The sequence below is a fragment of the Clostridium sp. OS1-26 genome, assembly GCF_030915445.1.
Taxonomy (GTDB): Bacteria; Bacillota; Clostridia; order Clostridiales; family Clostridiaceae; genus Clostridium_AM.
Genome location: NZ_CP133264.1, coordinates 3,898,944 through 3,920,822 on the forward strand (window position 1 = coordinate 3,898,944; position 21,879 = coordinate 3,920,822).

The 21,879-nt window shown below is 30.5% G+C and carries 22 protein-coding genes and 2 pseudogenes; 20 read left to right on the forward strand and 4 right to left on the reverse strand.

Annotation, left to right across the window (positions count from 1 at the left end; translation table 11 throughout):
* Positions 1 to 14 precede the first annotated feature (14 nt).
* A pseudogene (gene cooS, locus RCG18_RS19210) lies at positions 15 to 1,932 on the reverse strand (anaerobic carbon-monoxide dehydrogenase catalytic subunit).
* A gap of 215 nt (positions 1,933 to 2,147) precedes the next feature.
* Here cooS and RCG18_RS19215 point away from each other — a divergent pair.
* The 3 genes from RCG18_RS19215 (at position 2,148) to RCG18_RS19225 (ending at position 4,041) form a co-directional block, all read left to right on the forward strand.
* Positions 2,148 to 2,927 carry an arylamine N-acetyltransferase gene (locus RCG18_RS19215; protein ID WP_308037639.1) on the forward strand — a complete coding sequence of 260 codons (780 nt, stop codon included), beginning with the start codon at positions 2,148 to 2,150 and terminating at the stop codon, positions 2,925 to 2,927.
* A gap of 207 nt (positions 2,928 to 3,134) precedes the next feature.
* A complete protein-coding gene (locus RCG18_RS19220) occupies positions 3,135 to 3,521 on the forward strand; it encodes a carboxymuconolactone decarboxylase family protein (protein ID WP_308037640.1) in 387 nt (128 codons plus the stop codon).
* Between the two features lie 64 nt (positions 3,522 to 3,585).
* Positions 3,586 to 4,041, forward strand: a complete 456-nt coding sequence (locus RCG18_RS19225; protein ID WP_308037641.1) for a GNAT family N-acetyltransferase — start codon at positions 3,586 to 3,588, stop codon at positions 4,039 to 4,041.
* Positions 4,042 to 4,117: 76 nt separating this feature from the next.
* Here RCG18_RS19225 and RCG18_RS19230 read toward each other — a convergent pair whose 3' ends face one another.
* Positions 4,118 to 5,056, reverse strand: coding sequence for a LysR family transcriptional regulator (locus RCG18_RS19230; protein WP_308037642.1), 939 nt, complete (start codon positions 5,054 to 5,056; stop codon positions 4,118 to 4,120).
* Positions 5,057 to 5,186: 130 nt separating this feature from the next.
* On the opposite strand from RCG18_RS19230, the gene RCG18_RS19235 reads away from it, so the two are divergent.
* Positions 5,187 to 5,699, forward strand: a complete 513-nt coding sequence (locus RCG18_RS19235) for an N-acetyltransferase family protein (protein ID WP_308037643.1) — start codon at positions 5,187 to 5,189, stop codon at positions 5,697 to 5,699.
* A 27-nt stretch (positions 5,700 to 5,726) separates the two neighbouring features.
* Positions 5,727 to 6,068, forward strand: coding sequence for a GlpM family protein (locus RCG18_RS19240; protein WP_308037644.1), 342 nt, complete (start codon positions 5,727 to 5,729; stop codon positions 6,066 to 6,068).
* Between the two features lie 213 nt (positions 6,069 to 6,281).
* On the opposite strand, the gene RCG18_RS19245 is transcribed toward RCG18_RS19240, so the two are convergent.
* Together RCG18_RS19245 and RCG18_RS19250 are read right to left on the reverse strand one after the other, a co-directional pair.
* Entirely contained in the window at positions 6,282 to 6,473 is a 192-nt protein-coding gene (locus tag RCG18_RS19245) for a helix-turn-helix transcriptional regulator (RefSeq protein WP_308037645.1), read from the reverse strand.
* Positions 6,463 to 6,690, reverse strand: coding sequence for a hypothetical protein (locus tag RCG18_RS19250; RefSeq protein WP_308037646.1), 228 nt, complete (start codon positions 6,688 to 6,690; stop codon positions 6,463 to 6,465). The genes RCG18_RS19245 and RCG18_RS19250 overlap by 11 nt, the downstream gene beginning before the upstream one ends.
* A 287-nt stretch (positions 6,691 to 6,977) precedes the next feature.
* On the opposite strand from RCG18_RS19250, the gene RCG18_RS19255 reads away from it, so the two are divergent.
* The 15 genes and pseudogenes from RCG18_RS19255 to RCG18_RS19325 all read left to right on the forward strand — a co-directional run bounded on the left by RCG18_RS19255 (position 6,978) and on the right by RCG18_RS19325 (position 21,801).
* Positions 6,978 to 7,544 carry a sigma-70 family RNA polymerase sigma factor gene (locus tag RCG18_RS19255; protein ID WP_308037647.1) on the forward strand — a complete coding sequence of 189 codons (567 nt, stop codon included), beginning with the start codon at positions 6,978 to 6,980 and terminating at the stop codon, positions 7,542 to 7,544.
* Complete coding sequence (locus tag RCG18_RS19260) at positions 7,544 to 8,920, forward strand: hypothetical protein (protein WP_308037648.1); 1,377 nt, start codon at positions 7,544 to 7,546, stop codon at positions 8,918 to 8,920. Before RCG18_RS19255 ends, RCG18_RS19260 begins: the two co-directional genes overlap by 1 nt.
* Positions 8,921 to 9,605: 685 nt before the next feature.
* Positions 9,606 to 9,998, forward strand: coding sequence for a DUF5412 family protein (locus RCG18_RS19265; protein WP_308037649.1), 393 nt, complete (start codon positions 9,606 to 9,608; stop codon positions 9,996 to 9,998).
* 143 nt (positions 9,999 to 10,141) lie between these two features.
* Entirely contained in the window at positions 10,142 to 10,489 is a 348-nt protein-coding gene (locus RCG18_RS19270; RefSeq protein ID WP_308037650.1) for a hypothetical protein, read from the forward strand.
* A 201-nt stretch (positions 10,490 to 10,690) separates the two neighbouring features.
* A complete protein-coding gene (locus RCG18_RS19275) occupies positions 10,691 to 11,278 on the forward strand; it encodes a type 1 glutamine amidotransferase family protein (protein ID WP_308037651.1) in 588 nt (195 codons plus the stop codon).
* A gap of 169 nt (positions 11,279 to 11,447) precedes the next feature.
* The gene (locus RCG18_RS19280) at positions 11,448 to 12,281 is read left to right on the forward strand and encodes a sugar nucleotide-binding protein (protein ID WP_308037652.1); all 834 of its coding nucleotides are present in this window, start codon (positions 11,448 to 11,450) and stop codon (positions 12,279 to 12,281) included.
* Between the two features lie 10 nt (positions 12,282 to 12,291).
* Complete coding sequence (locus RCG18_RS19285; RefSeq protein WP_308037653.1) at positions 12,292 to 12,759, forward strand: hypothetical protein; 468 nt, start codon at positions 12,292 to 12,294, stop codon at positions 12,757 to 12,759.
* A gap of 117 nt (positions 12,760 to 12,876) precedes the next feature.
* The gene (locus RCG18_RS19290; RefSeq protein ID WP_308037654.1) at positions 12,877 to 13,449 is read left to right on the forward strand and encodes a histidine phosphatase family protein; all 573 of its coding nucleotides are present in this window, start codon (positions 12,877 to 12,879) and stop codon (positions 13,447 to 13,449) included.
* Positions 13,450 to 13,765: 316 nt separating this feature from the next.
* Positions 13,766 to 14,218, forward strand: a complete 453-nt coding sequence (locus RCG18_RS19295; protein WP_308037655.1) for a class I SAM-dependent methyltransferase — start codon at positions 13,766 to 13,768, stop codon at positions 14,216 to 14,218.
* A gap of 346 nt (positions 14,219 to 14,564) precedes the next feature.
* The gene (locus RCG18_RS19300) at positions 14,565 to 15,173 is read left to right on the forward strand and encodes an N-acetyltransferase (RefSeq protein WP_308037656.1); all 609 of its coding nucleotides are present in this window, start codon (positions 14,565 to 14,567) and stop codon (positions 15,171 to 15,173) included.
* Between the two features lie 438 nt (positions 15,174 to 15,611).
* Positions 15,612 to 16,826: a DUF4932 domain-containing protein gene (locus RCG18_RS19305; RefSeq protein WP_308037657.1), complete on the forward strand. Its 1,215-nt coding sequence runs from the start codon at positions 15,612 to 15,614 to the stop codon at positions 16,824 to 16,826.
* Positions 16,827 to 17,296: 470 nt separating this feature from the next.
* Positions 17,297 to 18,774: pseudogene (locus RCG18_RS19310) on the forward strand (Lsa family ABC-F type ribosomal protection protein).
* Between the two features lie 89 nt (positions 18,775 to 18,863).
* A complete protein-coding gene (gene hflX / locus RCG18_RS19315) occupies positions 18,864 to 20,129 on the forward strand; it encodes a GTPase HflX (protein ID WP_308037658.1) in 1,266 nt (421 codons plus the stop codon).
* 238 nt (positions 20,130 to 20,367) lie between these two features.
* A complete protein-coding gene (locus tag RCG18_RS19320; RefSeq protein WP_308037659.1) occupies positions 20,368 to 20,811 on the forward strand; it encodes a VOC family protein in 444 nt (147 codons plus the stop codon).
* A 312-nt stretch (positions 20,812 to 21,123) separates the two neighbouring features.
* Positions 21,124 to 21,801, forward strand: coding sequence for an SMI1/KNR4 family protein (locus RCG18_RS19325; RefSeq protein ID WP_308037660.1), 678 nt, complete (start codon positions 21,124 to 21,126; stop codon positions 21,799 to 21,801).
* Positions 21,802 to 21,879: the final 78 nt, after the last annotated feature.

Genomic DNA, 21,879 nt, shown 5'->3' on the forward strand with positions numbered 1-21,879 from the left:
TGCTATTTTAATTGCTAACTTAATCCTAAACCTTTTCTTTTTTGATAATATGAGCTTCTATATTATTGGCTACTTCAACAGGGTCATCGCCTAATGCAATTTTTCCACCTGTTACATCTTCTGCTTTGTTAGTTAAAAGCTCTACTAGCTGAGGAGCTCCTGTCATGAAAGGAGTAGGAGATAGATGAGTATAAGCTCCATAAGCTAATGCGAAAATGCCGTCTATAGTTGCCTTTTGTTCCATCCACTCTGGTGCTGTAACAGCTATTGGAAGGTCAGATACATCAACATCCAAGTGATCTGCAAGGGCAGTAACAAGCATAGATATTCTTCCTGTATCTGTACAAGTTCCAAAGCTTAGTACTGGAGGAATTTTTAGCATATTACATACTTCTTTTAATCCTTCACCAGCTAACTCGTTAGCTGCTTCTACTGTACACAGTCCAGCAACCTCAAGAGCGTGGTTTCCACAGCCTCCGCTGACAACTAATATATCTTTCTTTATAAGTTCTTTTGTAAGATTTATTGTTACCCAATCTTGAGGACCATTTCTTAGGGTAGAACAGTTTGCAAGAGCCACAACTCCTTTAATCTTTCCAGCAGCTATTACATCTACTAATGGATCGAGCTTATTACCAAGGGCACCTAAAACAGCTTCAGTAGAGAAACCAGCTATAGCTTTTTGAACTTTTTTAGGAACCATCGGTTGAATTTTTCTTTCTTTTCTCTTCTTAAAGTTTTCTATACCAAGTTCAATTAATCTATCTGCCATGGTACCAACTTGTGAAGGATCGTAAGGAATTTTTTCACTAATTCCTGGCAAGTCAATGATAGTACTTACAGATACCAAGGTTATTTGATATTTCTCAGCATACATATCGATAGCTGGAGGTGAGCAGTTTTCTTCCATTGCAAAGACATCTACAGAACCAGTAGCTAGTAATGGTTCTATAGTAAGCCAGTTTCCCATGTGACCTACAAATACATCATCCATTTCGAATCTCTGTAATAACTCTTGACCTGTTTCTATGGAACCTACTATTCTAAGGCCTTTAGCTCCAGCAGCTTTTGCTTTTTCCTGAACTTCTTGTGTTCTTGCTTTTAATATGGTAGCAACTCCAGGCCAAGGTTGATGGCCATTAAACACTATATTTATATACTCAGGATCCATGACTCCTAAATCCATATTAACTTCATGTGGCTTTGGGGTTCCGAACAATATATCTTGAACCATTTCTAGCCCTATCTGAGTATTATATATGGTAGCTATACCTAGTCTAAGAGCTTTCATTGCTAAAGAAACATGGCTTCCATCTACATTTGTAAGACAACTGGCAACACAATTTTGTTCTTCATGTACTGTTCCTCCAGGATATATGTCTAGTTTCTTCCATAGTTCCTTTCTCTTTTTGGAGCAAAGGCTTCAACCATAATATTATTATCTTCCACACCAATCCTTTGTTGATCCTCAAGTAGAATAGCTAATTCTATAGCCATATCATTAATTTCCTGATTTGTGTTTATGCCTACCTTTTCACACATCCATTTAAGCTTATCAACATCTGTAATCTTAAATGGAGTCTTTCCTTCAGCTGTAGCTTTTAATGTTCTGAATGCCTCATAGGCATGATGACTATATGTACCTGCTCCCATTATGTTTTTGAGAAGAAAATTTCTCATTGCCATTGCATCAGCAGCTATTCCGCAGACTCCTTTAGTCTGACCTGTTTTTTCACTTATTCTGCAAGGACCATTTGAGCATAGTTGGCAACTTAAACCTTCAAGACAAAACTTGCATCTGATTTTCTCCTGCTGTGCATATCTGTCAAATGCATTAGACATTCCATCTTCTCTAATTCTTTTAAGCATTTCTTCTACTGAATCATGATAGCTTACTCTACCTTCTGATTTTTCTAATATAGTTTCACTCATAAGACATTTACTCCTTTAACTATTTATATTAGTACTAGTAGTAAATTTTCCTATAATGGATTTAATTATACATGATTAATTTTTGTATGGTTTAGACATAACTTAATTTTACAATTAGGCTTGCACCTTACGTGGGGTAATGATTTACAATTTAAATATACGTCATTGGGATGTATTTAAAAATTATCTATAATATAATAAGGAGAACATCAACTATGATATACACTGAAGAGCAAATCAATATTTACTTACGTAAGATTGGGTACAATAAGAAGATTGAATTGAACGGAAAGACACTTCAACAATTACAAATTGCTCATTTAAAGAATATTCCATATGAAAACTTAGATATTTTAAATCAAGTTCCGCTGTCTCTTAATGCAGAAGACTTATTCAAAAAAATGATATTAAAACATAGGGGTGGGTATTGCTTTGAACTAAATGGATTATATAGCAATTTGTTAAAAAGCCTTGGATTTAATGTTACAAACTTGGCAGGGCGTTTTGCGAATGATGAGACTACTATTAAGATGCGAAGCCATCGCATACTTAAAGTTACAACGAATGATGGCATCTATATATGTGACGTGGGTGTGAGAAGTGAATCACCTAGAATGGCACTTAAATTGATAGATGGATTAATACAAAATGACGGTGTAAGTGAATATAAATTTGGGCATGACGACTTTTATGGACATACTCTTTGGCAGAAGGAGCAAAGTAAAAGTTGGAAAAGAATTTATGGCTTTACAGAAGAACCCCAACTGGATATTGATTATGTTATGCCGTCTTTCTTCTGTGAAAAACATCCACAATCGCTTTTTATTGGTTATAAAAAGATATCAATTTTTACTGACACATCTAATATTACACTTATAGGCGACACTTTAAAATTTTATGAAAATGCAAAAGTAATAAAAAAAGTCGAGTTAAAAAATAAAGAGGAAATAGATGACATACTTGAAAAGTATTTTAGGATAAAAATAAATGATTAGTAAAATTATAGGACTAATAGCAGTTGTAATTGTGTCACATTTTTCGTATAAGCCGAACTAACAACAAGTTATTAATAAGTTATGCACAGTAGTTTTCTGTGTATAACTACATCTACATAGATTACATGTAGTTTATGTATAAAACAAATAAAGTCAATTAGTGTATATGAATAAACACTAGATATAAAACGGAGGTTAAATTTAGTTATGAACGATTTTCAAAGTATACTTAACTATTATAAGAATGAAATGAAATGGAATCCACCTTTTGCTGAAGTACTCTCTAAATATTCTCCAGATGGATTAAAAGGATTTTTAGTAATGCGTGAATCTATTCAAAATGGACATTTGCCTAAAAAGACAAGAGAATTAATTTTCACGATATTAGATAGTTTAGATGATGAAGTAAGTGGTGCTAAGGCACATGCTGTTGCTGCTATAGAAGCAGGCTTAACCATGGAAGAATTAGTAGAAGCATTTGTAATTGTAACAATTGTGAAAGGTATCAATGTATTGACTAAAACAGGCGCTGAAGCAATTAAAGCAGCAGAGAAAAGATTACAAGAAATGAATTTAACTAACGAAAATCGATAATAGCAAATTAAGATATTCTTATAAGTTTCAGCAATCGTTAGATAATGTATAGGGGGGAATCTTTATGGAGATTTGCTTAGTTGAGAAAAATATAACAGAAGTTAACCTTATAAAGCCATTATGGGAAAAACTTAATTCAATTCATTTTGATAAATCAGTTTATTTTAAGAGTAAATATGAGAAATTTACCTTTGATAAAAGAATAGAATCTATTTATAGAAAGGCAGAGAAAGGTATAATAAAAATTGATATGCTTTTAGACAGTTACACTGGGAATTATGTAGGGTATTGTTTAAGTTCAATTGAAGATAATTTAGGAGAAATAGAATCTATATATATCGAAAAGCAGTATCGTAAGTTTAAATTAGGAGACAAACTTATGAAGAATGCTTTAAAATGGTTTGAATCTAATTCAATAACAAACATTGAAATTAATGTAGTCTATGCAAATGATGAAGCATTATCTTTTTATGAACGCTATGGTTTTCATGTTGGGAATTATATCTTAAAAAGAACTTAATATTTAAGACGCATTCTTCGTATGTGTCAACATAGTGGGGACTCAAAGGGGTCTCCATTTTTTATTTTGAGGAAAATTATAATAAAGTTTTTGGTTCAGATTTTGCCAGAGCTGCTGTCAAAAAATCAATGTATAACAAAAGCTCTTCTGATAAAAATACATCCTTTCGCTTCACAAAGCCAACTTGAATCAGATTGCTTCCTTCCAAAGGGATAGAAATAATATTGGGGTTTATGTAATTATCCGCAATACAGCCGGTTCCCAGGTTATAGCCATCTGTATTTGATAGGAGATCATTCATGGTGCCTCGATCCTTAAGATAGACCAGTTTCCCGATATTGTCCACATTGATGGCTTCTTCCGCAAAATGAAGCAGTACATCGCCCTGCTGGTAAGTTAGATACGGATAGTTCTTTAACTGTTCCAAGGTAATGGATCTGAGATTAGCTAGAGGATGTTCTTTTCGAAGAAAGACGTGTTGCTTCAGCGAAGCGAGGGGAGTAAAGACTAATGAGTTTGAGGTAAAATAACGTTCAAAAAAGCCCTTATTTAAATCAGTTAGAGATAAAATTCCAAGGATACTTCTGCTAGCACACACGTCTTCAATCACCTCGGTTGTCTTTCCTTCCCGAATCGTCAACTCATATTTCCGTTCTGCAAAATAATTCATCAGATTTGCAACAGCCTCTATAGCAAAGCCATAATGTTGAGAAGAGATAGAAAACTTTGTTAAATCCATTATCTTCTGCTTATTAAAATGATAGGCGACGGACTCTGCTTGTTCTAGAAGCATTTTAGCGTAGAATAATAATTCCGTGCCTTCCTTTGTGAAAACAACTCCTTTGTTTGTTCTATCTAGAATAGTAATTCCTAAATCATTTTCCATTTCCCGTACTGCTTTGCTGATACTGGGCTGAGTCACGTAAAGTGCAGAGGCTGCTTTACTAATAGAATTATGCTTGGAAATCTCTACTATATACCGAAATTGTTGCAGTGTCATGTCATCACCTTTCATTATCCCATTCTGCCGAATGTTTTGCTATAACTTTATTCTATAGCAGACGATTAATAAAGTCAATTTTACGGTTTGCATTGGAAGATGCTAAAATATAAAAAAGCGAATTTATTGTAAAAGGGGTAAAAAAATGATAAGGGAAGCAAGTGAAGAAGATCTAAAGGATATTTTAGAAATTTATAACGATGCTATATTAAACACAACAGCGATCTATGCTTATAAAATTCAGACTCTTGAAGAGAGAAAACAATGGTATGAAAAAAAGAAGCAAGATGGGTATCCAGTGTTAGTATTTGAAGAAAATGATAAGGTTATTGGATTTGCTACATTTGGCCCTTTTAGAGAATGGCCAGCATATAAATATACAATAGAGCATTCCATATATGTTCATAAGGATTATAGGAATCAGGGTATTGCAACAAAATTAATGAAAGAGATAATAAAAATTGCTGATAAAAGAGAATATGCAACACTTGTCGCTGGAATTGATGCAGCAAATGAAGGTAGTATAAAAATGCATGAGAAAATAGGATTTAAGTATTCCGGTACAGTAACAAAAGCAGGCCTCAAATTTGGTAAATGGCTGGACCTTGCTTTTTATCAGTTGAATTTAACAGGACCTAAAATGCCTTTAGAAGGATAAGTCAATAAATGAAAGAAGAGATTATAATTGGATTTATTTATAAAATGTATTGTAGCTGTTATTATTATGATTGCTGTTCATTATATATCAAAAACACATAATTATTATATTGCTGGATTAGTATTAAGTTTTCCTGGCCTAAGCATTCTTGCGTATTATTTCATGTATATAGAACAAGGAGTTTCAAAAGTTCGAGTAACAACATATTTTGCTATGTTATCGGCTATACCCTTTGTAATTTTTCTTTTAGTATTAAATTTTACTTTAAAAAAATATAATATATTTAATTCTATTTTAGTATCAAGTATAGTTTGGGTAATTTTTTCATCAATAGTGATTATAATATGGAAAAATTTCAATATAATTTAGCATTTATTTTTAAATTTATCAGCTTACATTAAGAGCATTAAATATCTATGGTACTTCTTAGTGTATAATATTTTTATGCTGTGTAGTACAGAATCTAGTCCCTAAAAATTGCGTGATAGTTTTGTCTAATTTTTTAGGGTCAGTTCAAAATGCTCTTTTTATTTGGTAGGAATTTTAAACTAAATAACAGCACTTACAATGGAAATGCTGTTATCAATCAAGAAAAAATAATTGTTCAACAGGTACACCCAAAAACTTTGCCATTTTAATTGCTAATTCAAGTGTAGGGTTGTATTTGTTGTTTTCAATTGCATTAATTGTTTGTCTTGTTACATCAAGTTTTTGTGCTAATTCGTCTTGAGTTAATTTGAGTTGCTTTCTAAACTCTTTAACTTTATTCCTCATTTCCTTCACATAATTTCCTTCTATAATATCGGTCAAAAAATACAAGTAATAAATTTTGAAAGCAAAATAATGCTAAAGCCACACTATGTCTATTGCCTCTTACAAGGTCTATAATACCCCATATCAATAAGAACAATACTGTAAGCCAATATGAAATTTTTAGGCTTTTTAAGGCAATATATTTATCCATTTCATCTTCTTGTCTAAAGAAACCCATAGAGTATACCTCCCCCTAAAATGTAAAAAGTTCTTTACATTAGTTGTATATTCATAATACTAAATTGTTAACTAAAATGTCAAGATGTTTTTACATTTTGAATTTTGCATACAAACAAGAGTAGAAATGCTCTTGTTTTATTTTGGGGAAAATTATAATAAAATAGTTCTTGATTTAAAGTTATTTCTAAATATGTGGGAGATTTTGAAATATTAAACAGTATTATTAATATGAGAAGCAGTTAACAGTTCTAAATGACAAAAATTATAATCGAGGTGATTAAAAAATTGAAGATTACTGAAAATAACTTAACAGAGGAAATTGGGAATGGTAATCCTGCAGCTTTAGAATACGCAATTGATACTTATGGTAAATTAGTCTATAAGGTAGTTAATAGTGTATTAAATTTATCTGAAGATAAAGATTCTATTCAAGAGTGCGTAAGCGATATATTTACAGCGATTTGGTACAATATTAAAACTTATGATAAGGAAAAAGCTGCATTTAAATCTTGGATTATTGCTATTTCAAAATATAAGGCAATAGATTATAGAAAAAAGTTAATAAAAAATTCTAATATGGAAGATATAAATGAATATGACATAAAAGCAGATAATGATACAGAGGAGTACATAATAAGTTTGGAGAGAAAAAGTGAAATTATTAAAGTTATTAAAGAGCTTGGTGAAGTTGACTGTGAGATTTTTATAAGAAGGTATTTTTTAGAGGAACCAATTGATGATATAGCTAAGAGTTTAGGATTAACTAGACAAGCTGTAGACAATAGACTATGGAGAGGTAGAAAACGTCTAAAGGAAAAAATGTTATTTAAGGTAGAGGAGGGCTTGATATAATGAAAGAAGTAAGAGATTCTTATACTCAGGAGTCAATTAATGAAGAAGAATTATTTGATATCTTAAATAATGTGAAAATTTCAGAAGAAGAGCTTAACTTAGATAATATTGAAGTAACGGAAAAAGATATAAAAGAGATTAAAACTAGAGTTTTTAAGAATATTAAAGTGAATAGAGAAAGGAAGATATCTGTTAAAGGTGTCGCTATAGCAGCGTCAATAGCTGCAATCTTTATGCTGTCTTTAATAATGTACAATCCAACAGCATTGGCAAATATAAAGGGAAAATTGCAATTTATACAAGGCATGGGGGTTGTAGAGTCAGTCGAAGATAATGGAGAAAAATATATGCTTACAAAAAGAGCAGAAGCACAATATGGTAACGGAAAGATTGTTATAAATGCTATAGCTTTAGATAGCAAAAGCGCGTCAATAATAGTTGAAGGAGAAAATATGCCTGAGCTATGGACCATAGTGTTGCAAAATGATAAAGGCGAAAGGTATAGAATATGGAGAAAAGGAAGTGTTGCACATTTTGATAAAACTGCTTGGTGTGTAGTATATAAATATAATGGGAAAATATCAATTAGTAAAAACTGGAGTGTTATATTACCTAAAAATTTAAAAGTTCCTGTTTCTCTTGAAAAAGTTAATGATATTAAAAATGTTTCAGATCTAGGACCTACTGCTACTGCTAATGATGTAAGTGTAACAGCCATTCCTTCCTTAGAAGATGATAAGCTAAGGATAGGCGTTTTTAGCCCTAAATATGATTTAAAGAAAGTATTACAATACGCAGTATTTGTCTTACCTTTAGATTTTAAATTTACTTCTAAAGAACACGAAAAGCATTATATTGACCATAGTCAAATATATCTTAAAGATAGTGCTGGAAATAAATATATGGGATTTGAAACAAGAAATGTAACATTATTGGATCATGAGTATTATTTTAAGGTTGGAAAAAATCTAGAAAAAGAATATACGTTAACTATTCCTAGAATTTTAATGGAGTATAACTCAAAAACAGAATGTACTATTGATCTTCCTAAAGTTGGTGAGGCACCTTTAAATAAGGTTGTTAATTTATCAGGATTCCCTGTGAATTTACTGATAGAAAGAACTAGTGATGCTAAACTAAAGATTGGAGTAGATGTGAACTATAACAAGGAATTGCCAGAAACTCTTGTAAGTTTTAAACTTGACGCAGATGGTATTGGGGAAGAGATTGGCTCAGGAAAGCAAAGAGAGTTTTATAGTTCTCCTGGAGATTATGAAATTAATGTTTATAAAGATGAAAAACAGCTAAAGTTAGTTTTAAAAAATCCAATAACTGAAAAGAAAGGCCCTTGGAACATTCCGATTAAGTTTAATTAAGTAATGAAAAGAAGATAAACAACTTTTGTAATTCAAACGAGCCTGCATCTACTTTTAGGTACAGGCTCTTTTCCTTTAATAAAATTCCTTTATTTGTATTGGTAAAGACTATATAGTTATGGAAATACGAACGATGTTCTTTGAAAATTAAACAATGCAGTGTATAGAAAAAGAAGTATTTATTCTTTATAGTAAACTATTATGTAATAGTATTACAAATGTGCTATAATTTTCATGTGTACAGATCAGAGTTGTAATTAATAGCGAATTTGGAGGTGAGATAAGAAATGAATTATTTTAAAAAATTAATAGGCAAACGGGTTTATTTATCACCTATGAATGTTGAAGATGCAGAAACTTATGTTAAATGGCTTAATGATTTTAGTGTTACAGATGGGTTAGGAACTTCGTGCAGAATTACATCTTTGGAAAACGATAAGGTTTGAACGAATTTCTATTAATTTGCTATATAGTTACTATTTTTTTAGCGGTTATATTTAACATGACAGGTTTTCAAATAATTAATACTATCATTAGCAATGTTCTTAAAGTTTTATATTTTATTAGTTTGATATGTGCTATTTTATCATTTTATAAAAGTAAAGATAAAAACAATAAATTATTATTATTTATCTTTTTACCAATTCTTCTTTTGTTCACTGGAATACCCTTTAAGGTAATTACTATGGTTGTAGTATTTCCTTTATTTTTCTTTAAGGGAATAAAGGAAGGGAAAAGAGCAATAGGAATTTTAATTTACTCAATCTGTATTACTTTTGGGGTATTTGGTTTATTGATTGGAGAATTTGGCTGCAATACAGTTATTAGCCAACAATACTCACCTGATAAAATCTATAAGGCAATTACTATAGATAGCGATCAAGGTGCATTGGGTGGAGATACATATGTAGACTTAGAAAGAGTATATTTTGGGATTATTAAAAAAGATATAAAAACCTTATATCATGGTCAATGGGGTGAAAAGCCAAAGGTCATATGGGTAGACAATAATATTGTAAATATTAATGGAAGAGATATAAATATACATACAAGTGAAACTTGGCAGAATAAGAAATAATTTTTGAAAAGTTAAATTAAATATCAATTTAACTAATTGACTCACATCATTCTCAAACTGCGAAGTAAAAATTATTTATAAAATCCGTAGACAAATAATAATTTGTATTAGATAGAAAAATAGTAATTTATGGTGGGGTTTATATGATAGAGATTAAATTGGATAAAGAAAAAGAGCATATTTTCGAACTTATCTATAATTTAAAAGAATACATACCACAGGCATATTTTAATAAATATGAACAATATGTTGAAGTGAATTTTTTTAAAGATTTGTTTGCCATGAACCCTAAAATTAAATTTTTAGGAAAGCAAAAGATGATATGGACAATACATTTTTATTATGAATATCAAGATAAAAAATTTGGTTTGGTATTAGATGAGGATTATGATATTGTCAGTTTTTTTACAGAAAAAATAGATGATAGAGAAGTAATAGCAGAATTCTTAGTATTACTTATTCAAAATCAAAAAAACATAAGAGAAAGTTAGAATAAAAAAATAATACAAATTCCAATTTTAATTTGAGTATTATAAATAGTAATTTGAAACATAGATTAAAAAATATTATTTCACAAGAATATCTTGTGTTTATATATCTTATTGTTAAGGAAGGAGATGTAATATAAAATTATATATCTTAAAAACATGAGGAGGGTGACTATATTCTAACCTTCCTAAAGACAGGAGGATATGATGAATAATATTAAAAATGGAGTACTAATTGTATTGACAGAACGATGGAATGATTGGGAAGCAAGTTATGCCATTTCAGTTATCAATTCTTTTTCAGATTATGAGGTTAAAACAATTGCAGTTGATGATGTTCCGAAGACATCAATGGGCGGCATCAATGCGTCTATTGACTACAATATAAATGATTATCAGAATTTTAATAACCTTGCCATGGTTATTCTTCCAGGTGGTCTTTCATGGGAAGAAAATGATCATAGGGAAATTGCAGAATTTATTAAGAAGCTCATGGAATTACACATTCCTGTAGCCGCTATTTGTGGAGCAGCTACTTTCTTATGCAAGCATGGGGTACTTGACAATGTAAAGCATACAGGAGACAGCCTAGAGTTATTTCAAAAACAAAAAGGATATAGGGGAGAAGCGTTTTATATCCCTGCACAGGTAGTTGTTGACAATAAAGTTATTACTGCAAATGAAACTGCTGCTGTTCAATTCGCTTATGAAATTTTTAAAATATTAGAGATTGACAGTGACGAAGAAATGGCACAATGGTATGATAACTTTAAAAATGGTGCAATTCGATAGAATGTGAGTAAAATTATATCGACAAATTCCAAGTTTGTAGAGTTGAGGTAACATAATTTTAGATTCAGTTCTGTCGGAACTTTCTTGATGAGCGTCACAAGTGTAATTAAACGTGAAGTAATTTAAAAAACAAAAATTTAAATTACTTTCTATATTGGAGGCTAGTTTAGTGATAAAAATACTCATATTAGGTGCAAGTGGATTTTTAGGTGGAAAGGTTTATCTTAAATTAAAGAAACAAGCCAACTTTAAAGTTGTAGGAACATGTCATAAAGCGTATGAAAATGATAATTTAAAACGAATGAATGTAAAGAACGTAAACGATGTAAAAGAAATATTTAATGAATATAAACCTGATGTTGTTGTGTGGTGCTTATTGGACAGGAATAATGAGAAGGAACTTACTGATATTGGATTGATTAATATAATGCGAAACATTGATAATACCACAAAATTCATATACATATCTACGGATGCTTTTGTTGAAGGAAAGGGTAATTATTCAGAAGAATTATTGTTAAACCATTACAATTGCGGTAATCCAGTGGCTGGATACGTTAATGCAAAAGTAAAGGGTGAAGAAATCGTTAAAAATCATAAAAACCACATAATCATAAGAACTGGGCCCTTATATGGACAAGATATAGAGGGTAATTGGGATAAAAGAATATCAAATTTAATAGACTCGTTATCTCAAAATCAGACAATACATAGAAGTAGTAATTTATATAAAACATTTGTATATGTTGATGATTTAGCAGACTTAATTTATGAAATGATTGAAATGGACTTTAAGGGTCTTATTCATGTAGGTCCAGAACAAAAGGAGAGCTATTATACTTTTAATAGAAAAATGGCAAGAAAGTTAGGATTAGATGAAAATTTAGTTATCGAAGATACAATTAGTATTGAAAATGCGATAGCAAATGGAATACCTTTAGATACTTCGATGAACACTTCCAAATGTAAAATGATTTTTAAAACAAGTTTTAGAAATGTGTGAGATAAATATTATGGGTAGTTGGAAAAATGATAGGATTGGTTCTGCAGAAAGAAGAGAAAATCCTACAGTAATGGTAAAAATGAAAAGTGGATTTGCTGTTATAGGAGATAATCAATTTCTGCCTGGATATTGTGTTCTTCTTGGATACCCGAAAGCGAGTTCACTTAATGAATTATCTCTAGCTGAAAGAACTCAATATTTAACTGATATGACATTAATAGGAGATGCTATTATAAAAACATGTAATCCATTAAGAATTAATTATTCTATCTTGATGAATTTAGACCATTATTTGCATGCACATATTGAAGCTCGTTATGATTGGGAGCCTGACGAGAATAAGTGCAGACCATCTTATTTTTATCCCAAGGAACAAAGATATGATAGTCAATATGAATATTCAGATGAAAAATATGGTGATTTAAAAAGAACTATAACTCAAAATTTATTAGAATTAATGAAAAATGCTGGTTACTAAAAACTACGAGTATAATATTAAGACTGACTGATGAACAATTTTCTTATCTAGTGTTACAACGGTAATTTATTATGATGCAAAGATTATTTTTATTATGTAATAAAGGAGAGAATTATTGTGCAAACAGAAATATATTTTATCAGACATGCTGAACCAAATTATGATAATCATGATGATTTGGCACGTGAACTAACTCCAAAAGGATTGGTTGACCGTGAACTTGTTACAAATTATCTTTCTGACAAAAATATAGAAATAGTTTTGTCGAGTCCATATAAAAGAGCCATAGATACTATTAAACATTTTGCTGATAAATATAATATGGTTATAGAACAAGTAGAAGACTTTAGAGAACGTAAAATTGATAGTTGTTGGATTGAAGATTTTGAAGCATTTTCAAAATCTCAATGGAGCGATTTCAAATATAAACTTAGTGATGGTGAATGTCTAAATGAAGTTCAAAACAGAAATATATCGGCTTTACAAAATGTGCTGAAAACACATACTGGCAAGAAAATTATAATCGGTAGCCATGGTACAGCACTCGGTACGATAATAAATTACTATGATAATTCTTTTGGTTATGACGATTTTGTTTCTATTAAAAATTTAATGCCTTGGATTGTAAAATTTATTTTTGAAGGTGATGTTTGTATTAAAATTAAAAAAATAGATTTATTTATATTTTAAGAATTATCTAAAATAAGATGTTTCACAACATTCTTAAACTGCGAAGTAAAAATTATTTATAAAATCCGTATACAAATAATAATTTGTCAAATTTCAATTTGTCTGACTGAACAAAATGAACATAATGTATGTTTGTTCTTGCTGTACCAAAGGAAACTTGTTAAAAGGAAGTGAACTCCATGAAGAGAATAAAGCGAATTAATTACTCGGTGCAGTTGATATAATCTGATAGTAGATTGTACCGAGATATAATAATTTGTTATCAGTCAACTGCACTGCTTTTCATCAATATAGATTATGAAAAGAGGGCGATTGTATGGACAATATCAAATTAAAGGAATACTGGTTATCAGAAGAACAACATAGTTTTAAGGGGTGGGATTTCTCATACATTAATAATAGAACATCAGAAGAATCTTTACCTTGGAACTATAACAAAATAGTTCGACAATACTTAAATGCTAATTCTATATTGTTAGATATGGGGACAGGTGGTGGAGAATACTTGTTAACTCTCAACCATCCTTATTGTAATACATTTGCTACAGAAGCATATCCTCCTAATTTTGAACTTTGCCAAAAGACACTTAAGCCATTAGGAATTGATGTTAAACAAGTTTTTAATGATAACCATTTACCATTTGAAAGCGAAATGTTTGATATAATAATAAATAGACATGAATATTTTGACATAAATGAAGTTTATCGATTATTAAAGCCTGATGGTTTGTTTATTACACAGCAGGTTGGTGGATTAAACAATAGTTAATAAATTGCATCATTGTAGAATATATGGTATTATTTTCATATTACCTAAAGAAAGGAAGTGTTTTCGTGATGAACAAAAAGAGCAGTGTATCAAGGGTGGTTTTTGAATAACACGCTAAAGATACTATTGGAACATATATTATAACTTTGCGTGTTATTCTTTTATCACCATAAACAGAGTTCTTGGCATCAGATGGAGTTTTAACTCCACCTGATGCTTAGAAATCGTTATCCAGGGACGTAGCGGCTCTTTACTCCCACTTTGGGAAGGGGGAGTATTAGAGCGGATAGTCATCGGATAAAATTGGTTAAGTAAAAAGATAACATATCAAAGGAGTGTATTAAAAATGAATATATCAATTAGATTAGAAAATGAAAATGATTTTAGAAATGTAGAGAATATAATTAGAGAGGCCTTTTGGGATGTATATAAACCAGGATGTGTTGAACATTTAATTGTTCATAAAATTAGAAAAGTAAGTGCATTTATTCGAGAGTTGGATTTTATTGCGTGTGATGGAGAAGTAACTATTGGTAATATTATTTACTCAAAAGCAAAGATAATTAATGAAGGTAATGAAGAGTTCCAAGTTTTATGCATGGGGCCTATTGGAGTATTGCCTTCTTATCAAGGTAAAGGTATTGGAACTTTACTTATAAAGCATTCTATTAATGTTGCTAGAACATTAGGCTATAACGCAATTATTATTTTTGGTAATCCAAACTATTATCATCGCTTTGGTTTTGAAAATGCCGAGGAGTATAATATTCAAACATCTTGGGGTGCTAATTTTGAAGAATTCATGGCATTGGAGTTGTATGAAGATTCTCTTAAAGGAATTTCAGGTAAGTACTATGAGGATTCTGTTTTTGAAGTAGATGATGAAGAATTAAATATTTTCGAAAAACAGTTTCCGTATAAGGAAAAACATGTTACCGATACTCAATTACGATAGATGGCATAAAATAATTAGATACTTAATTCACATTTTTCTTATTTAACGGTACAACTGAAAAGACGAACAATTTACCTGAACACCGCATTATTCAAACTTGAATTTTGCGGTGTTTTATAGTGAAATTATTTCTAATTTCCCTTGAACATTACCTGACGTAATGTTTTATACTAAAGTTATAAATATTACTTATGAGTTGTTAGATGCTTATGCAAAATATCCATTTCAGTCAAAGTATCTTGAAGATTAGATTCTGCGTAGTTTCCTTAATTAATTTTATTAATATGCTATAAAATATAACAAAAAGATCTTAACAATTAATTTAAATATAGATAAATATTACCACTTAGATTATAATGGATTTGTTGGAAAATTTTTAATTATATATTAATGATAAATCATGAATGCTATCATTTTGTTTAAGTGGGGGATATATTTATGTTAAATTTAAAATACGCAATAATAGGCTTACTTTTAGCCAGTAATACTACTGCTTTTTACACTTATAATAATTCTACTAAGATGCAGTCAAAAGTAACTACAGAACCAGTAAATTTTTCAGAAAGTGCTGAAAAAATTAAAAAGACTTCAGATAATAGTTTAGTTTATGAATATAATAAGGATATAAACTATAGTATGTATACAAATCGTATGATTGATACTTGTCTTATAGCAGGTGCATTATATCAAGATTTTAAGAGCAATACAATAATGCCAAATACAGATAAATATGATTTATATATTAAGGCAAAACAACATTTTTTACCTTATAGAGATCATGAGTTTATTAAACAATTTGGAAAATATATCGATGGTGATGATGTACGGGGAGATGTAATAGGAATTTTACTTAGCTGCTCTAATTCGCCAGAACTTAAGCCAATATATAAATTTCAAGAAACATATATGAATGATATCTTTACTAGTCAAAAAGATATAGATGAATTTTTAAATGGGTTAAGAAAATTTTATACAGATACAAAGGCAGAAGAGTTTTTCAATGAAAATTCTGAGGCATATACACATATGGGTAAATATATACAGGATAATATTAAAAATACTAATATAGTAGATTTAATTAAGAATAGTGAAAAGTATGTAGGAAATAAGAATAAATATTATCCAAATGTTAATATAGGATATCAAACCATAATGACTCTTTTTAGACCTTTTATGGCCTCATTCTTTAGTATTAAATCTGATGATTCTATTATATTTATTACATTCCAATCACCTAACGATTATTCAAGAGATCCTGAAAAATTTGATATAAGGCAAACTGTAAGCACTTCAATACATGAGATTTTACATAATTTCATAAATGCTCCTGTAGCAAATAACAATACTTTAATAATGAAATTAGCTAGTTCTAAAGATAAAAATGATTATGCTTCTAAAATGTATCAAGATATGCCTTGGAATAGAATAGTAGATGAGAACTTTGTCAGAGCTGTACAAGGAAGAATCTATAAGAATAGGTTTGGTGAAGAAAGGGCAATGGGAGAAGTAATGACAAAAGAAATAAAGTTTGGAGGATTTAAACACTTAAAACCAGTATATAATAAATTGGAGGAATATGAGAATAAAAGAGATAAATATCCAACTATGGATGACTTCACACCTGAACTTATTAAAGAGTTATTAAAATACTAAATATACAAGGAAAGTAAATTAATTTATTTGTTGTATTATTAAAGTTAGTATGATATAATTTGAACAAATATGATGATTGGAGTTGAAAAGATGATTAATTTTTCTTGCTAGTTTTACCAAGTATAACAAAATTGTGGGTTCGAATAATACTGCTTTTTTTGTTGTACCTATGCAAGAAATTAATTGTTTTTTCGCTCAGAAAATATATACCGGTGACGCCCCTAGTAGGGGTTTGTCTTTGCTGTATTTATGAGCTGCAAGAATAATAATTTCTTGCAGCTCTTATTTTTTACGAATCATGAGTATAAGCAGGAGGGAGTGTAAATAATGAATAATAAAGATACTTTGCTAACGCATGATAATCTTCATATAAAGCCGGATACTTCGGGCGACATTTATATGGAGTAATACCAGTCGCCTATGTTCCGACTTTGTTATTGGTACTTTTAATTACAAAGGAGGATAAAAATATGTCTTTAATAAATGTAACAAACCTGACCTTCGCTTATGAAGGCAGTTATGATAATATTTTTGAAAATGTAAACTTTCAAATTGATACTGATTGGAAATTGGGTTTTACCGGAAGAAATGGACGAGGAAAGACTACCTTTCTGAATCTTTTACTTGGTAAATATGAGTATACTGGAAATATTTCATCCAATGTAACCTTTGAATATTTTCCTTATGAGGTCCAGGAACAAGAATATTTCACTATAGATATCATAAGAGAAATCAGTCCAAATTCAATGGATTGGGAAATAATGAAAGAGTTATCGCTTTTAGATATAGACGATGATGTTTTATATAGGCAGTTTTGTACGCTATCAAAAGGAGAACAGACCAAGGCATTGCTCGCTGCTATGTTTTTGAAGGAGAACTCCTTCTTGCTTATTGATGAACCTACAAATCATTTGGACGCTGAAGCTAGAAAAAAACTAAGTAATTACCTTAGAAAAAAGAAGGGATTTATTCTAATTTCACATGATAGGTATTTTTTAGATAACTGTATTGATCATGTTCTTTCAATAAATAAGACAAATATCGAAATCCAAAAAGGTAATTTTTCCGGCTGGTGGGAAAATAAACAAAGGCAGGACAACTTTGAGCTTGCAGAAAACGAGAAGCTTAGAAAAGATATTAATCGCTTATCGGAGTCTGCTAAACGAACAAATAATTGGTCCAATGAAGTAGAAAAATCAAAAAAGGAACAACAAACTCTGGCTCTAAGCTGGATAAAGGTTATGTGGGTCACAAGGCTGCTAAAATGATGAAACGCTCTAAATCAATTGAAAGCAGACAGCAATCTGCTATTGAAGAAAAGTCTAAGCTTCTCAAAAATATTGAAAGCTCCGACAGCTTGAAGATTTCTCAACTTAATTATCATAAAAACAAACTGGTGGAACTTGAGAATGTTTCGATTTTTTACGACGATACCATGGTTTGTAAAGATGTTAGCTTTAGTATTGAGAAAGGTGACAGAATTGCACTTAAAGGTAAAAATGGCTCAGGAAAATCAAGCCTTATCAAGCTTATTTGTGGTGATGATATAAACTATACAGGTAGTTTCAACAAAGGAAGTCAGCTTAAAATATCCTATGTGTCCCAGGATACATCGCATCTTAAGGGTAACTTAACTGATTATGCTTCAAATAATGATATTGATGAAAGTCTTTTTAAAGCTATTTTAAGAAAACTTGATTTTTCCAGAGAGCAATTTGAAAAAGATATGTCATCCTTTAGCGGCGGCCAAAAGAAAAAAGTGCTCATTGCAAAAAGTCTTTGCGAAAAAGCTCATTTGCATATATGGGATGAACCTCTTAATTTTATTGATGTTATCTCACGTATGCAAATAGAAGAGTTACTGCTTGAATACTCACCAACTTTATTGTTTGTGGAACATGACAGTGAATTCTGCAAAAATATTGCAACAAAGATTTTTGAACTTTAGCTTTATGAATCAGATTATGTTAAAGGGGTAGTGACAGGACTACCCTCTTTATTTGTCTAAAGTGAATGGCAATGAAGGTCGGAGGTTTTATGGAACAAAAACAAAGAGCAATAATTGTAGGCTGTAATCTTAAGAATGATAAGGAATTTTTAAATATGATGAGTGAGCTGTGCAGTCTAGCTGATGCATGTGATATTGAGGTAGTTGGTAAAATTACTCAAAAATTAGAGCGAGTGTATTCCTCTCATTATCTAGGTAAGGGAAAAATCCAAGAATTGTCTACATTAATTCATGAGAAAGATGTGGACATGGTTATTTTTAATGATGAGTTGTCGCCTTCGCAAATTCGTAATCTTCATACAGATTTAAAATGCAAGGTAATAGATAGAACGGTTCTGATTTTGGACATTTTGGCTAAGAGAGCTAAAAGCAAAGAAGCACAGCTGCAAGTAGAAATAGCAAAATTACAATATATTCTGCCCAGAGTAACTGGACTTGAAGAATCATTGGCTGGTCAGGAAGGAAGTGTCAGGTTTATAAACAGAGGTACAGGAGAATCAAAACTTGAACTTCATCACAGAAAGATTAAGGATAGAATCAGCGGACTGAAGGCAGAACTGGAAACACTGGTAGTTCAACGTCAGAACCAAAGGAAACAGCGCAAAAAATCAGGAATACCTGCAGTTGCTTTAGTAGGATATACAAACGCAGGTAAGTCAAGCATTATGAATTCCATGATTGATTTGTACGGGTCTTCAATTGATAAGAAGGTATTTGAAAAGGATATGTTATTTGCTACCTTAGAAACTTATGTAAGAAACATTAAACTGCCCAATAATAAATCCTTCCTGTTAAGTGATACAGTAGGATTTATCAGTAAGCTGCCTCACCAGCTTGTAAACGCATTTCGCTCAACTTTGGAGGAAATTACTGAAGCTGATATGTTAGTTCATGTAGTTGACTATTCAAACCCTAACTATAAACAGCATATTGAAGTTACAAAGGACACATTAAAAGAATTAGGTGCAGATACTATCCCTATTATTTATGCTTATAATAAGACAGATTTAGCAGCGGGCGAAATCACAAAAGATGAGAAAGATTGCGTATATATTTCCGCCAAAAGTAAAGCTGGAATAGATGAGCTAGTAAATGAAATTTGCAAAAGGGCCTTCCCACAGCAGGTTTGCTGCCAGATGTTAATCCCCTATGAAAAAGGAAATATCTTGTCATACTTTAAGGAGAATGCCAATATCAAATCAACTGAGTATAACGGCAATGGAGTGCTGATATCCATGGAATGTAAAGAGTCAGACTATAGAAGATATAAACAATTTGAAAACCTGATAAATTAATAGTGTCGTCAATGTAGGAAACCACGACAGCTCTGTCGTGGTTTTTTAATGATTTTAAAAAATATGGCTCTAATATAAATGCATACAAAATACTAATAACTGATACCGATGAATTTATTGCTATAATAAAATTCCTTTATTTGTATTGGTAAAAATTATATAATTAGATTATTAACTAGCGTTAAATTAGTTGTATATTGTGACTTAAATAAAAGAATGTAAACGGGAGGAAATTAGATTGAAGAATCAAGTTTTATTTACTAGGGTTGGCTATTCATATTTACCAACTACAAAAATGGAAGATTCCATCAATTGGTACACAAAGAATCTAGGGCTAAAGTTAATCACTAAATTTGAAGATCGAGGGTCATTTATTGGTGTTTTGCATTATCCACATAAAAATGCTATAGCAGTAGTATTGATTGAAACAGAAGATTACAAGCCGCTTGAAATCATCCGAAATGGCATCAAATTTCCAGTAATGGCTATCAATTGCCCAGATATTGAATACACTCATAAAATACTAAAGGAAAATGGAGTAGAAGTTGAGAATATCAATGTTTTAGGTAAAGGAGAGGCAAAGTATTTTTATTTTAAAGACAATGAAGGTAATTTATTAGAAGCTGCATGGTCGACATGGGACGCAGAAGATGAGATTAAAGAAGACTTTTTTAAAGACTGAGTCGATGTTTCGGAACATTGGGCTTTTTTGCTATTAGGTATTTATGGTAAAGTTATTTGGCTGATTGCATCTGCTATCATGATTGGTATAGGACATATAGGAATACACATTCAGCATTTAAAAGCGATAAAATAAGTTTTGCAAATTCCAAATTTGTCTGATTGAACAAAACGAACATAATGTTTGGTTGAGTCAATGCATGTTTTTCTTATTTAACATAACAACTGAAAAAGCGAACAAACCGCATTATTTAAAATGAAACTTCACACATTATTGTATTTTGAAGTATACATAATTTTTGGGAGGAATTAAGTGAAAGATAATACAAATTGCATTAGAGAAAACTGGAGTAAAATTATAAACGAATACAATAAGTTATTAAGAAGACGTTTTTTAATAAAGAAATATGATAATAATCTTAATAAAGGAATAACAGATGAGCAAATAAAAAAAGCAGAACAAGTATTAGGATTTTCATTTCCAAGTGAATTAGCAGAACTGTACAAATGTAATAATGGAAATATTACTAATGGGGAGAAAAATGTTTATCTAGGTGCTATATTAGGATTACAATTTATATCACTAGAAGTACTTATATATACATGGAAAGAGTGGTGTGAATTTACCAATGAAAAAGCTCTAGATGAATATTGTACATCAATTGATGAAGGTAAAATAAAATGTTTATATGCTAATGATCATTGGATTCCATTTGCTTCTGATGGGTGGGGAAATTACATTGGTATAGATTTAGATCCAAATATAAATGGAACCATAGGACAAGTTATAAACTTTGGAAGAGATAAAAATGATAAGATTGTTTCATCAAATAATCTAAATGAGTTTCTTGAGCTTATGATTAATATTATCAAAAGTAAAGATTTTAAATTGGTAAAAAAAATAGGAGAAGAAGCAAAATTTTATCTTGGCAGTGGAGATAAAGGAATACATGCTATTGATTATTTAAAAAAGACATTAAGAAATAAATAACGCTTTTACAAATTAATTTTAGGAAAGAATTAAAATACCGTAGTATTCAAGTGAATTTGCTATAATCATGAAAATATA